Origin of the sequence: Trujillonella endophytica (genome assembly GCF_900110555.1) — a bacterium.
Classification (GTDB): Bacteria; Actinomycetota; Actinomycetes; order Mycobacteriales; family Geodermatophilaceae; genus Trujillonella; species Trujillonella endophytica.
On sequence record NZ_FOEE01000006.1, the window covers coordinates 141,055 to 154,981 of the forward strand.

Genomic DNA, 13,927 nt, shown 5'->3' on the forward strand with positions numbered 1-13,927 from the left:
TCAGCAGCCGGCGACGGTCGGGGTGGTCACCGGGATCGCGTGGTCGCCGGCCGGCGGGGTCAGCGGCGTGGTTGCGGCGACGTGGTCGACCGCGGTGTCCACGTCGACGGGTCCCGTGACCGGATCGGTGCCCGCCTCGAACGCGGTGAAGGAGTCCCCGCCGCCGGCGAGGAACGAGTTCGCGGCCACCCGGTAGGTGCCGGCCGGGTCCACCACCACCCCGTCGATGGTGATCGAGCAGGCGAACACCCGGTCACCGGCCGGGCGCGCCGGGTCGTACTCGTAGCGGAACCCGTCCGAGGTCGACAGCAGCAGCGTGCCGGGCCGGTCCGCGGTGCCGAACTGCTGCTCCAGCACCGCGTCGATGTCGGCCCCGGTCAGCGTGAGGGTGTTCACGGTGTTGCTGAACGGCTGGACGTCGAACAGCTCGCGGTAGGTGATGTCCCCCGCGTCGATGTCGGTCCGCAGGCCGCCGGGGTTCATGAACGCGACGACCGGGTCGCCGAGCTCCGGCACCGCCCGCGCCCCGGCCAGCTGGGCGTTGGCGACGAAGGTGCCGAGCACCGACTCGTCGGTCCGCACCACCGCGCCGCTCGCGTCCCGCGCCCGCAGCAGCGGCCCGCTGACGGTGCCGACGACGACGTCCCCGGCCTCGGCCGCCCGCGCGTTCCAGTGGTCGACGATCGCCTGCACCCGCGGGTCCAGGACGTCGCGGGTCACCGGCACGTTGGTCGCCGCGTAGGTCGCCGTCCGGTCCACGTCGCCGGTGTCGCGGTCGAGCGTGAGCCGGATGTCGGTGACCAGCCGGCCGTAGTACCCCGCCTGCGTGACCAGCCGCGGCTCGCCGTCGGGCACCGGGAGCAGGCAGTTGTAGGCCTGGTGGGTGTGCGCGCTGACGATGAGGTCGACGGCCGGGTCCACCGCGTCGTTGATGCCGACGATCGGCCCGGTGAGCGCGTCGCAGCCGTTCGGGTCGAGCGCGGCGGGTCCCTCGGCCTCGCCGCCCTCGTGGATCAGCACGCCGATGGCCTCGATCCCCTGCGCCCGCAGCTCGGGCACGTAGCTGTTGATCGCCGTGGCCTCGTCGAGGAACTCGACGTCGGCGACCCCGGCCGGGGCGACGATCGTCGGCGTCGTGTCCGTGACTACCCCGATGAGCGCGATCCGCTGGTGGGCGGGCGTGGTGAACACCTGGTACGGCGGGAGCAGCGGCTCGCCGCTGTCGCGGGAGACCACGTTCGCGGCCAGGTACGGGAAGTCCGCCCCGTCGAAGGCGTGCTCGCCGTCGCCGAAGCAGCCGTCGACGCCGACGGTCACGCCGTCGCAGGCGCCGACGTCGTCGCCGAACGTGCCGTCGGTGGCGCCCGAGATCCGCAGCAGCTCCCGCGTGCCGCGGTCGAACTCGTGGTTGCCGACGGAGGAGACGTCGAGCCCCATCGCGTCGAGCACCTCGATCGTCGGCTCGTCGCGGTAGACGCTGGACTCGAAGGGCGAGGCGCTCACCAGGTCGCCGGCGCCGACGAAGAAGGAGGCGGCGGGCCCCCGGGAGCTCCGGGTGAAGTCCTGCTGCAGCCGCTGCACGGTGGCCGCGACCGCCGCCGAGCCGCCGACCTCGGTGACGACGTCGTCACTGACGCCGGCCGCGTCCTCGCCGAACACGCCGTCGGGACCGGGCGCGGTGACGAGCTCGCTGTCCCCGCCCGAGGTCAGCGAGATGCGGCCGTGGAAGTCGTTGACCGCCACCAGCTGGACGGCGACGCCGGGCCGGCCGGGGTCGCGGTCACCCGCGTGCGCCCCGGCGGGAGCGGGGAATCCGACGACGGCGGCCGAGGTGAGGGCGGCGACGGCGGTCACGGTCAGGCGCGTGCGGGGCACGGCGTCCTCCGGGGGTCGGGCGGTGGGCCGCAGTCGAGTCAACGCCTCGACGCCCAGCCCCTCAACTCGGGGCGCGGGATCAGCGGGTGACCGGCCCCTGTCCGAGCACCCGGTCGCCACGCTCGGCGTCGGGCAGGTAGAGCACCGCGGACTGGCCCGGGGCGACCCCGCGCTGCTCGGTGTCCAGCGCGATCGCCAGGCCGCCGTCGCCGGTGGCGTCCACCGCGCACGGCACGGGCGCGCCGTGCGCGCGCAGCTGCACCTGCGCCCTCAGCGGGAGCCGGGGAGCCGCCCCGGTCCACGTCGGCGCGCCGGTGCGGACCTCGCTGACGCCGGCGAGGTCGGCCGTGCCGATGGTCACGGTGCGGCTGACCGGCTCGATGCCCAGGACGTAGCGCGGCCGCTGGTCGCCGACGCTCACCCCGAGCCCGCGGCGCTGGCCGACGGTGAAGCCGTAGGCGCCCGAGTGCTCCCCCACCGTCTCCCCCGTGGCCGCGTCGACCAGCGGGCCCGGCTGCTCGCCGAGCCGGCGGGTGAGGAAGCCGCGGGTGTCGCCGTCGGGGATGAAGCAGATGTCGTGCGAGTCGGCCTTGGTGGCGACGGCGAACCCGCGCTCGGCCGCGATGGCCCGCACCCGCTCCTTGGTCATCCCCCCGAGCGGGAAGACCGCGCCGGCCAGCTGCTCGGGCGTCAGCACGGCCAGCACGTAGGACTGGTCCTTGGCCGCGTCGACCGACCGGCGGAGGACGCCGTCGGCGAGGCGGGCGTGGTGGCCGGTGACGACCGCGTCGAAGCCCAGCGCCCGTGCCCGGTCCAGCACGGCGCTGAACTTGATCTTCTCGTTGCAGCGCAGGCAGGGGTTGGGCGTGCGGCCGGCCGCGTACTCGGCCACGAAGTCGTCGACGACGTCGGCGGTGAACCGCTCGGCGAGGTCCCACACGTAGAACGGGATGCCCAGCTCGTCGGCCACCCGGCGGGCGTCGTGGGCGTCCTCGACGCTGCAGCACCCGCGGGCCCCGCTGCGCAGGGTCTGCCGGTCCGGCGACAGCGCCAGGTGGACGCCGGTGACGTCGTGTCCCGCGTCGACCGCCAGCGCCGCGGCCACGGCCGAGTCCACCCCGCCGCTCATCGCGGCCAGCACCCTCACGGGAGCGCCCTCACGACCGGCTCATCCCCGCCCGCCGCGCCCGCTCGACCACAGGCGCGATCACGTCGAGCAGCGCGTCGACGTCGGCGTCGGTGGAGGTCGTGCCGAGCGTGAACCGCAGGGAGCTGCGGGCCCGGTCGGCGTCGGCCCCCACCCCGAGCAGGACGTGGCTGGGGCGGGCCACGCCCGCGCTGCACGCCGAGCCGGTGGAGCACTCGACCTCGCGGGCGTCGAGCAGCATCAGCAGCGCGTCCCCCTCGGCACCCGGGAAGGACAGGTGCGCGTTGCCCGGCAGCCGCCCGGGACCGCCGGCCAGGACGTCGTCCAGCGGAGCGCCGTTGAGCTGGACGTCGGGGACCTGCCGCACCACGCCCGCGACCAGCCGGTCACGCAGCCCGGCCAGCCGCTCGGCGCGGTCCTCGCGGCCGGCCACGGCGACGTCCGCCGCCACGGCCAGGCCCACGATCGCGGCGACGTCGAGGGTGCCCGACCGGACGTCGCGCTCCTGGCCGCCGCCGTGCAGCAGCGGCATGCAGGAGGCGTCCCGGCGCAGGAGCAGCGCCCCGGCGCCCATCGGGCCGCCCAGCTTGTGGCCGGTCATCGTCAGCGCGTCGACGCCGCTGGCACCGAAGTCGACCGGCACCTGCCCGACCGCCTGGACGGCATCGGTGTGCAGCGGCACCCCGGCCTCGTGCGCGACCGCGGCCAGCGCCGCCAGGTCGCTCACCGTGCCGATCTCGTTGTTGGCCCACATGACGCTCGCCAGGGCGACGTCGGTGCCGTCGCCCAGCGCCTCGCGCAGCGCCCCGGGGGTCACCCGGCCGCTGGGCTCCACGGCCAGCCAGGTGACCTCGGCGCCGTCGTGCTTGGCCAGCCACTCGACGCTGTCGAGCACGGCGTGGTGCTCGACGGGTGAGGTCACGATGCGCCGCCGCTGCGGATCGGCCTCCCGCCGCGCCCAGAAGATGCCCTTGACCGCGAGGTTGTCGCTCTCGGTGCCGCCGCCGGTGAACAGCACCTCGGACGGTCGCGCGCCCAGCGCGGCCGCCAGGCGCTCGCGCGCCTGCTCGGCGGTGCGGCGGGCCGCCCGGCCGCTGGCGTGCAGCGAGGAGGCGTTGCCCACCCGGCCCAGCTGCTCGGTCATCGCAGCCAGCACCTCGGGAAGCACCGGCGTGGTCGCCGCGTGGTCCAGGTACGTCATGGCGTCCTCAATGTAGTCGCGGACGGCGGAGCCGCCGGTCCGGCCGGGAGCAGGGCCGCCCGCGGGGCGATCACCGCCCCCGCCGCAGCGACCGCGGTGAGCAGCGCGACGGCCGTCGCGACCGCCCCCGCCAGCGGCAGCGCCCCCTGCGCCGCCGCCGCGACCAGCACGCCGACCACGCCGACGCACAGCGCCGAGACCGTGACGTCGGAGATCTGCAGCGCCGCGGAGTCCGCGCCCCGCCGGTGCTCCGGGGAGTGCTCGAACAGCAGCACCCCGACGCTGGGCATGCCCAGCCCCATCCCCAGGCCGGCCACCGCCCAGGTCAGGTACGCCGGCCATCCACCGCCGCCGGGGATCGCCACCAGCGCCGTGCCGGCGACGCCGACGGCCAGGAGCACGAAGCCCGCGCGCAGCAGCCGCACCCGCGACAGCCCCGGACGGCGCCCCTGCGACCACGACGCCACGGCCCAGCCCAGCGAGCCGGCGGTGAGCGGGATCCCGGCGGCGACCGCGCCGTAGCCGTGCAGCTCGGTGAGCGTGAGCGGCAGCAGCGCGTCGACGCCGAAGAACGACCCGGCCAGCAGCCCGCGCGAGGCCACGACCGTGGGCAGGCCCCGGGCCGCGCGCCCGGTGCCCCGCGGGAGGAGCGGCCGCAGACCGGCCCCGAGGGCGGCCAGCCCGGCGACGGCGAGAACGAGGGCGAGCCCGTCGCGCCGCTGACCGGCGTACTGCAGCGCCACGATCCCCAGCCCTGCCAGCGCGGCCCAGAAAGGCCCCGCGGAACGGGGCCGCGTCGCGGGATCGGGGGCGGGCAGGTCCCGCAGCGCCGGCAGCACGAGCAGGAGGCCGGCCAGGACCAGCGGGAGGAGCCCCAGGAAGACCAGTCGCCAGGAGGCGTGGGTCGTCACCAGCCCGGAGATCAGCGGCCCGATCAGCGCCGGCAGCACCCACGCGGTGGAGAAGGCGCCGAACAGCGCCGGCCGCAACCGGGCCGGGTACGCCTGCCCGGCGACCACGTACAGCGAGACGGCGATCAGGCCGGCGCCCAGCCCCTGCACCGCCCGCCCGGCGACCAACGCCGCCATCGACCCCGCCAGCCCCGCGGCGAGCAGGCCGGCCGCGAAGACGGCGACCCCCGCCAGCAGCGCGGTCCGCGGGCCACGGCGGTCGCCGACGTCGCCGCCGGTGACCATCCCCGCCACCGAGGCCACGAGGTAGGCGGAGAACACCCAGCCGTACCAGGCCAGCCCGTCGAGCTCGGCGACCGCGGTCGGCATCGCCGTCCCCACCGCCATCGCCTCGAACGCGATGAAGGTGACCAGCATGAGCAGGCCCGCGGTGCGCAGCCGCAGGCGCCGGCCGAAGACCCCGTCGTCCCCGTCCACCCCGCTCCTTCCGCCCGTGGAACTCCCCGGGAACGACCGAGCGCCGGGCCCCTCGGTGAGGGGCCCGGCGCCACGGCGACGGCTGCTGCTACCGCGTCGGTCCCGCTGCAGGACGGGGCCCTGCAGCGGGGTCCGTCACTTGCGGGCGGTGATCAGCTCGGTGGCCTGCGGGACGACGACGTTCAGGTCGCCGATCACGCCGAAGTCGGCCAGCTCGAAGATCGGAGCCTCGGCGTCCTTGTTGATGGCCACGATGGTCTTCGAGGTCTGCATGCCGGCCCGGTGCTGGATGGCGCCGGAGATGCCGACCGCGACGTACAGCTGCGGCGACACCGTCTTGCCGGTCTGCCCGACCTGGAAGCTGTGCGGGTAGAAGCCCGAGTCGACCGCGGCCCGCGAGGCACCGACGGCCGCGCCGAGGGAGTCCGCGAGCGCCTCGATGATGGAGAAGTTCTCCGCCGAGGCGACGCCACGACCGCCGGAGACGACGATCGAGGCCTCGGTGAGCTCCGGCCGCGACGACTTCTGCTCGACGACGCGGTCGACCACGCGGGTCTGCTTGGCCGCGTCCGAGAGCGAGACGGGAACCTGCTGCTCGGTGCCCGCGGCCGGGGCCGGCTCGGGGGCGACCGAGTTGCCGCGCAGCGTGTAGACCGGCGTGCCGGTCTTCACCCGCGAGTGGACGATGACCTGGCCGGCGAACGCCAGCTGGGTCGCGGTGCCGTCGGCCGTGATCTCGGTGACGTCGGTGAGGAAGCCACTGCCGATCTTCACCGCGAGCCGGGCGGCGATCTCCTTGCCTTCCGGCGACGAGGGGATGACGACGGCCGCGGGCGACTTCTCGCCGACGAGCTGCGCCAGGACCTCGGCCTTCGGAGCGACGAGGAACTCGTCGATCTCGGGGCTCTCGGCGACGTACACGGTGGCCGCGCCGTACTCGGCGAGCTGCTCGCGGACGCCGGCTGCCGTGCCGGGGGCGGCGATGACGACCGCCGAGGGCTCGCCGACGGCGCGGGCGGCGGTGAGCGCCTCCAGCGTCGTCTTGCGGACGCCGCCGCCGGCCGGGTTCAGCTCGGCCAGGACCAGGACCTCTGCCATGACTGCTGTTCTCCTCTACCTGTGATCCGGGTCCGGGCTCAGACGATCTTCTGGCCGGCGAGGTAGTCCACGAACTTCTGCGCGCCGTCACCCTCGTCGGGCACCTTGACGCCCTCGCCCTTGGGCGGGCGGCCGGCGAAGTCGAGGACCTCGGACGCGGCGGCGCCGAGCCCGACGGTGGACGGGTCGACGCCCAGGTCGGCCAGGGTCTTCGTCTCGACCGGCTTCTTCTTGGCGGCCATGATCCCCTTGAAGGAGGGGTAGCGCGGCTCGTTGATGGTGTCCCAGGTCGACACGATGGCCGGCAGCGGCGCCTCGAGCGCCCAGTAGCCGCCGTCGGTCTGCCGCTCCACCTTGACGGTCGAGCCGTCGATGGTGAGCTTGCGCGCGCCGGAGACCTGCGGCAGGCCGAGACGCTCGGCCAGCAGCGCCGGCATCACGCTCATCTGCGAGTCGGTGGCCTCGGCGCCACAGATGATCAGGTCGTACTCCAGCTGCCCGAGAGCAGCGGCGAGGACGACCGAGGTCGCGATCGCGTCGGATCCGTGGATCGCGGGGTCCGACACGTGGACGGCCTTGTCCGCGCCCATCGACAGCGCCTTGCGGATGGCGTCGGTGGCCGAGTCGGGACCGACGCTGAGCACGGTCACCTCACCGCCCTGCGCCTCCTTGACGGCGAGGGCCTCCTCGATCGCGTACTCGTCGATCTCGTTCACGACGTTGTCGGCGCCGGCGCGTGCGACGGTGTTGTCCGAGGAGTCGAGCTTGCGCTCGCTCCCCGAATCCGGGACCTGCTTGACCAGCACGACGATGTTCATCGCCAGACCTACCTCCGCGATCGGTCGGGGACGCGGGCCCGACGGCCCGCCATGGCTCCGATCATGGAGGTTACTTCCAGGTAAAGACCGCCGGGACGGCGGAGGCGGTGAGCCCGGTCACCCGGCGGTCGGCCACTCCCCCGTCTCGGTGAAACGGCGCAGCACCGCGGCGTGCGGAGCCAGGTCCAGGCCGTGCGCGGCCGGCCAGTCGTCGGCGTAGTAGGTGTGGGCGTACCGCTCGCCGCCGTCGCACAGCAGGGTGACGACGCTGCCCCGCACGCCGGCCCGCAGCATCTCGGCGACCAGCGTGAAGGCCCCCCACAGGTTGGTCCCGGTGGAGCCCCCGGCCCGGCGCCCGGTGGCGTCGGCCAGGTGCCGCATCGCGGCCAGGGACGCGGCGTCGGGGACGCCGATCATCCGGTCGACGATCGTCGGGACGAACGAGGGCTCGACCCGCGGCCGGCCGATCCCCTCGATCCGCGAGGAGATGCCCGTCGTCCAGCCCGGGTCGCCGGCCGCGTAACCGGGGAGGAACGCCGAGTTCTCCGGGTCCACCACCGCCAGCCGGGTCGGGAACCGCCGGTAGCGCAGGTAGCGGCCGATGGTCGCGCTGGTGCCGCCGGTGCCCGCGCCGACGACGACCCACTCGGGCACCGGGTGCCGCTCGAGCGCCATCTGCTCGAAGATCGACTCGGCGATGTTGTTGTTGCCCCGCCAGTCGGTGGCCCGCTCGGCGTAGGTGAACTGGTCGAGGTAGTGGCCCCCGCACTCCGCGGCCAGCCGCCGCGCCTCCTCGTACATGTCCGGCGGGTGGGCGACGAAGTGGCAGCGGCCCCCGTGGAACTCGATGAGCGCCACCTTCTCCTCGCTCGTGGACTCCGGCATCACCGCGACGAAGGGCAGCCCGAGCATCCGCGCGAAGTAGGCCTCGCTGACCGCGGTCGACCCGCTCGAGGCCTCGACCACCGTGGTGCCCTCGGTGATCTGGCCCGAGCACAGGCCGTACAGGAACAGCGAGCGCGCCAACCGGTGCTTGAGGCTGCCGGTGGGGTGCGTCGACTCGTCCTTGAGGTAGAGGTCCACACCCCACTCCGGCGGCAGCGGATAGGCCAGCAGGTGGGTGTCGGCGCTGCGGTGCGCGTCGGCCTCGACGGCGGCGACGGCGCGGTCGACCCACGCGCGACCGGCCGGGTCGGAGCGGTCGAGGTCGGTGCCGTCGAGGATGTCCACCCCGACATCGTGGCCGACCGCCGCCCGACGACCCTTCCCGGGCGCCCCGCCGGGGCCCTACGCTGCAGCCCCACGCAGGCCGCGCCGTACGCGCGCCGGGCTGCCCAGGGAGCACCGGAATGACGCCTCGCCAGTTCGGCCCCTACGAACTCGTCGAGTTGCTCGGCGTCGGCGGCATGGGGGAGGTCTGGCGGGCGCGCGACACCCGCCGCGACCGGTGGGTGGCGCTCAAGGTGCTGCCCGAGACGCTCAACGGCGACCGCGAGTTCGCCGGCCGGTTCCGCCGCGAGTCCCACGTCGCCGCGCGGCTGCGCGAACCGCACGTCATCCCGATCCACGACTACGGCGAGATCGACGGGCGGCTCTACATCGACATGCGGCTCGTCGACGGCCACGACCTCGGCCGGATGCTCATGGACGGCCCGCTCGACCCCGCGCGGGCCATCGGCCTGCTCTCGCAGGTGGCCGATGCACTGCAGGCCGCGCACGACGACGGCCTGGTGCACCGGGACGTCAAGCCGAGCAACGTGATCGTGACGGCCAGCGACTTCGTCTACGTCGTGGACTTCGGCATCGCCCGGTCGGTGGGCAGCACCAGCACGTCGCTGACCATGACCGGCGCAACCGTCGGGACGCTGGACTACATGGCGCCCGAGCGCTTCACCAACCAGCCGCTGGACGGGCGGGTGGACGTCTACTCCCTGGCCTGCGTGCTCTCCGAGTGCCTCACCGCGAAGCGGCCGTTCCGCGGCGAGGACCTGCCGTCGCTGCTCTACGCGCACCTCTACACCGACCCGCCGCGGCCCAGCGAGCTCGTGGCGGGGGTGCCCGCGCCGCTCGACGAGGTGGTCGCCCGCGGCATGGCCAAGCGGCCCGAGGACCGGTACTCCACCCCCGGCGAGCTGGTGGCCGCGGCGCGCGCCGCCCTCTCCGGCGTCCCCGCGCCGCCGCCGGCCCCGGAGACCGCCCGGGCCCCGGCCGCCGTTCCGCCGGTGCCCGCGGTCGCGCCGGCCGCGCTCGGGGTCGTCTCGGCCGGCGGGCACAACTCGACCGACCAGCTGCCCGCACCGGGGCCGCCGCCGTCCGCCGGCCCGTTCCCGCCGGCGACCCCGCCCCCGCCGCCCGGCGCGTTCGTCCCGCCCCCGGCCCCGCGGCGCCGCCGCCGGGGCCGCGGCCGCGCCGTCGCCGCCGCCCTCGTGGCGCTCCTGCTGGTCGCGGCGGCGCTGACGGTGTGGCTGTGGCCCCGCGACGACGATCCGCCCGCCGCGGACGCGGGCTCCGGAGGGGCGACCGCCGGGCCGTCGGAACCCGCGCGCGGCTCCCGCGAACCGCAGCAGGCCCCGCCGGGCCCGGACGTGCGGCCGAGCATCGCGGTGCCGACGGCGGTGGGCGAGCCGATCCCCGTGCCGCCGACGCCGGGCTACCTGGCCGTCGCCCCCAACGGCCGCTACGCCTACATCGCCCACCGGGACGCCGGCGTGGTCTCGGTGCTGGACACGACGTCGCTCGAGGTGAACGCCACGATCCCGATCGACGCCGGACCGCCGCAGTTCATCACCTTCTCCCCCAGCGGCGACCGCGCCTACGTGACGGTCTACAACGCCGACTACACGGAGAACTACGTCGTCTTCGTGGACACCGCGTCCAACGAGGTGACCGCCACCGTCGAGGTGGGCCTGCGCCCGTTCGCGCCCGAGACCTCCCCCGACGGCTCGCTGCTCTACATCCCGCTGCACAACGAGGGGCGGGTCGAGGTGCTCGACACCGCGACCGCCCGGGAGATCGACTCCTACGACGTGCCGCCGAACCCGCACTGGATCGCCATCAACGACGCCGGCACGGTGGCCTACACCGCCAACCACGAGTCCGACGTCCTGTCGGTGCTCGACCTGACCGACGGCGGCCGGGTGATCGGCACCATCCCGGCCGGGGACTCGCCGCACAGCGTCGCCGTCTCCCCCGACGGCAGCCGCGTCGCCGTGGTGGCGTTCGACAGCAGCGACGTGCACGTGGTCGACACGGCCACCAACGCGCTGGTCGCCAGCGGACCGGTCGGATCGCACCCGCAGGACGTCACCTGGGCGCCCGACGGCGCGCGGTTCTACACCGCCGACGTCGAGGGCGGCACGATGTCGGTGGTCACCGCCGACACCCTGACGGTCACCGCGCGGGTGCCCGCGGGCCCGACGCCGACCAGCGTCGGCGTCTCCCCCGACGGCTCCCGCGCCTACGTGACCGACCTGAACGGCGCCACCGTGCGGGTGTTCGACCTCACCGGCTGACCGGCGGGCTCAGGCCTCCTCGACCGGCTCGGCCGCCGCCACGAGCGCGGGCCGCTCCGCGGGCGTGACCGTCACCGGCGTGCCGGGCGTCAACTCCTGGCTGTCGACGCTGGCGACGTCGATCCGCACCTCGAGGCCGTCCGGCAGCGCGACGGCCAGCCGGGTCGTCGCGCCCGAGAAGGTCCGTGTGACCACCCGTCCGGCACCCCGCGGGTCGGCCTCGACCAGCAGCCCCTCGGGGCGCACCAGCGCGATGGCCGCTCCGGGCGGCGGCGCGGCGCCCAGGATCTCCCGGCGGACGCCGAGGAACTCCACGTCGCCGTCGCCCAGCGTCGCGGGGATGCGGTTCATCGTGCCGACGAACTGCGCGACGAACGCCGTCGCCGGGCGCTCGTACAGCTCGTCGGGCGAGGCGACCTGCTCGAGCCGCCCGGAGCGCATGACGCCGACCCGGTCGGCCACCGACAGCGCCTCGGCCTGGTCGTGGGTGACGAAGACCGTGGTGATGCCCAGCTCGAGCTGCAGCCGCCGGATCTCCTCCCGCAGCTGCACGCGGACCTGCGCGTCCAGCGCCGACAGCGGCTCGTCCAGCAGCAGCACCCGCGGCTCGACGGCCAGCGCCCGGGCCAGCGCGACCCGCTGCTGCTGGCCGCCGGAGAGCTGGTGCGGATAGCGCCCGGCCCGGTCCGCGAGGCCGACGAGCTCCAGCAGCTCCTCGGCGCGCCGGCGGCGGTCGGCCCTGCTCCCGCGCCGGCGCACCCGGAGCCCGAAGGCGACGTTGTCGGCCACGGTCAGGTTCGGGAACAGGCTGTAGGCCTGGAAGACCATGCCCATGTCCCGCTTGCTCGCGGGGACGGCGGTCACGTCGTCGCCACCCAGCAGCACGCGCCCGGAGTCCGGCCGCTCGAAGCCGGCGATGGCGCGCAGCGCCGTCGTCTTGCCGCATCCGGAGGGCCCGAGCAGGGCGAGGAACTCGCCGCCGGCGATGTCGAGGTCCAGGCCGTCGAGGGCGAGCACCGAGCCGTAGCGCCGGGTCAGGTCCTCCAGCCGCACGCCGACGCCGGGCTGCTGCCGCAGCGCCGCCGCGGCCCCGACGTCCGGGTGCAGGTCCGGCGGCGGCGCGGTCGAGGGCGTCGACGGGACGGCGGTCATGCGAGGTCCTCCCTGCGCCGGCGGTCCAGCGCGGAGATCAGCAGCAGCAGCCCCCAGGTGAGCAGCAGCGAGAGCACCGAGACGGCGACCGACAGCTGGGGCTCGGCGCCGGCGGCCGTGACGATCCAGGTCGGAAAGGTCTGGAAACCCAGGATGTTGGCGACCGTGAACTCGCCGAGCACCAGGGCGACGGTGAGGAACGCCGCGTTGAGCAGCGACGTGCGCAGCGCCGGCAGGACGACCCAGAGCATCACCCGCGGCCAGGAGGCACCGAGGTTGCGGGCGGCCTCCGTGAGCGTGCGCAGCCCGGCACCGCGCACCCCGGCGTCCAGCGCCCGGTAGACGAACGGCATGGCCAGCACGACGTAGACCAGCACCAGGATCCAGGGCAGCTCCGGCTCCTGGAGCGCGAACATGAACTCCGCGACGGGGGTGTCGAGGAAGTGGTCCGGGGCCCACGCCAGGACGCTGCGGACACCGACGACGAGCGCGATCGGCGGCAGCATCAGCGGCAGCAGGGTGATCAGCTCGACCGTCGTGCGCAGCCGGGGCAGCCGCAGCTCCACCAGCACGACGACGGGGAGCACGAGCGCCAGCGCGATCACGACCGTCAGCGACGCGAGCAGCAGCGAGCGGCCGAACGCCTCGGCGAACCCCTCCGCGCCGGGGATCCGGGTGTAGGGCTCGAGGGTGATCCCGCCCTCGCGCCGGTCGCGGATCGTGTACCAGATCGACGCGCCCAGCGGCACGAGGAAGTAGACGCCGAGGACGGCGAACACGCCCCAGCGCCACCGGCCGCTCCCCCGGCGTCCGGCGCGCACCGGGGTCTCGGGGGCGACGCTGCCGGCGCCGGTCATCCCCCCGGTCATCGACGTCACGCCAGCCACCGCTGCGCGCGCCGCTGCACCCAGGCGTAGAAGACCAGGACCAGCCCGACGATGACGACCATGCCCAGGGCGAGCGCCTTGCCGAGGTTCTCCGCGCCGACGACGACGTTGCTCTGCAGCGAGTCGGCGATCTGCAGGGTGACCAGCGGGACGCTGCTGCCGACCAGCGCCTTGGCGGTGGCGTAGGCGGCGAACGACGAGGCGAACAGCAGCATCGTCGCCCCGAGCACGGGGGGCGCCAGCACCGGACCGCCGACGTACCGCCAGTACTGCCAGCCGCTCGCACCCAGGTTGTCCGCGGCCTCGCGCCACTGCGGCCGCAGCGCCTCCAGGGCCGGGGTGATGGTGAGCACCATCAGCGGGATCAGGAAGTACAGGTAGACCAGGCCCAGGCCGGTCATCGAGTACAGCGTGAACCCCTCGAGGCCGAGGGTCTCGGTGAGCAGCGAGGTGACCACGCCGGCGCTGCCGATGGTCGCCAGGAAGGCGAACGCGAGCGGGACCCCGCCGAAGTTGGCCAGCACACCGGAGGCGGTGAGCACCAGGCGGCGCAGCAGCCGCCCCCGGCGGGTGCGCAGGATCGCGACCGACAGCGCGAGCCCGAGGACGGCGCCGAGCACCGCCGTGACGGCCGAGAGCCGCAGGCTGCCCAGGTAGGCGCGCCCGGAGGCGCCCTCGGTGATCCGGGCGATGTTGTCCGTGGACCAGCCCTCGTCGAAGGTCACCGGGTCGGTGACCCGGAACGCCTCGACGGCGAGCACGCCGAACGGGAGGAACAGGACGACGGCGACGTAGACGAAGAACGGCAGCGTGCCGAGCACGCTGAGCAGGCCGACGCGCCGGCTCCCG

At 74.9% G+C, this 13,927-nt stretch carries 11 protein-coding genes; 1 reads left to right on the forward strand and 10 read right to left on the reverse strand.

Annotated features, from left to right (window positions below; translation table 11 throughout):
* From BMY88_RS11330 to cds1, 7 genes are all read right to left on the reverse strand, one after another.
* Positions 1-1,875 (reverse strand): bifunctional metallophosphatase/5'-nucleotidase, encoded by a 1,875-nt coding sequence (locus BMY88_RS11330; protein ID WP_091943165.1) that lies wholly within the window; start codon positions 1,873-1,875, stop codon positions 1-3.
* 79 nt (positions 1,876-1,954) lie between these two features.
* On the reverse strand, positions 1,955-3,022 hold the full coding sequence (gene mnmA / locus BMY88_RS11335; RefSeq protein WP_091943166.1) for a tRNA 2-thiouridine(34) synthase MnmA: 1,068 nt from the start codon (positions 3,020-3,022) through the stop codon (positions 1,955-1,957).
* A gap of 10 nt (positions 3,023-3,032) precedes the next feature.
* The gene (locus BMY88_RS11340; protein ID WP_091943168.1) at positions 3,033-4,223 is read right to left on the reverse strand and encodes a cysteine desulfurase family protein; all 1,191 of its coding nucleotides are present in this window, start codon (positions 4,221-4,223) and stop codon (positions 3,033-3,035) included.
* Positions 4,220-5,611 carry an MFS transporter gene (locus BMY88_RS11345; protein ID WP_244524610.1) on the reverse strand — a complete coding sequence of 464 codons (1,392 nt, stop codon included), beginning with the start codon at positions 5,609-5,611 and terminating at the stop codon, positions 4,220-4,222. Before BMY88_RS11345 ends, BMY88_RS11340 begins: the two co-directional genes overlap by 4 nt.
* A 135-nt stretch (positions 5,612-5,746) precedes the next feature.
* The gene (locus BMY88_RS11350) at positions 5,747-6,709 is read right to left on the reverse strand and encodes an electron transfer flavoprotein subunit alpha/FixB family protein (protein WP_091943170.1); all 963 of its coding nucleotides are present in this window, start codon (positions 6,707-6,709) and stop codon (positions 5,747-5,749) included.
* 38 nt (positions 6,710-6,747) lie between these two features.
* On the reverse strand, positions 6,748-7,527 hold the full coding sequence (locus BMY88_RS11355) for an electron transfer flavoprotein subunit beta/FixA family protein (RefSeq protein ID WP_091943172.1): 780 nt from the start codon (positions 7,525-7,527) through the stop codon (positions 6,748-6,750).
* A gap of 117 nt (positions 7,528-7,644) precedes the next feature.
* Positions 7,645-8,757, reverse strand: a complete 1,113-nt coding sequence (gene cds1, locus BMY88_RS11360; RefSeq protein ID WP_280138713.1) for an L-cysteine desulfhydrase Cds1 — start codon at positions 8,755-8,757, stop codon at positions 7,645-7,647.
* A gap of 119 nt (positions 8,758-8,876) precedes the next feature.
* On the opposite strand from cds1, the gene BMY88_RS11365 reads away from it, so the two are divergent.
* Positions 8,877-11,039 carry a serine/threonine-protein kinase gene (locus tag BMY88_RS11365; RefSeq protein ID WP_091943174.1) on the forward strand — a complete coding sequence of 721 codons (2,163 nt, stop codon included), beginning with the start codon at positions 8,877-8,879 and terminating at the stop codon, positions 11,037-11,039.
* A gap of 9 nt (positions 11,040-11,048) precedes the next feature.
* On the opposite strand, the gene BMY88_RS11370 is transcribed toward BMY88_RS11365, so the two are convergent.
* From BMY88_RS11370 to BMY88_RS11380, 3 genes are read right to left on the reverse strand one after another with little or no spacing between them, the layout of a single operon-like run.
* Positions 11,049-12,191 carry an ABC transporter ATP-binding protein gene (locus BMY88_RS11370; protein WP_091943175.1) on the reverse strand — a complete coding sequence of 381 codons (1,143 nt, stop codon included), beginning with the start codon at positions 12,189-12,191 and terminating at the stop codon, positions 11,049-11,051.
* A complete protein-coding gene (locus BMY88_RS11375; RefSeq protein ID WP_244524627.1) occupies positions 12,188-13,060 on the reverse strand; it encodes an ABC transporter permease in 873 nt (290 codons plus the stop codon). The genes BMY88_RS11370 and BMY88_RS11375 overlap by 4 nt, the downstream gene beginning before the upstream one ends.
* 5 nt (positions 13,061-13,065) lie before the next feature.
* Positions 13,066-13,899, reverse strand: a complete 834-nt coding sequence (locus BMY88_RS11380; protein ID WP_170861073.1) for an ABC transporter permease — start codon at positions 13,897-13,899, stop codon at positions 13,066-13,068.
* Between the last annotated feature and the right edge of the window lie 28 nt (positions 13,900-13,927).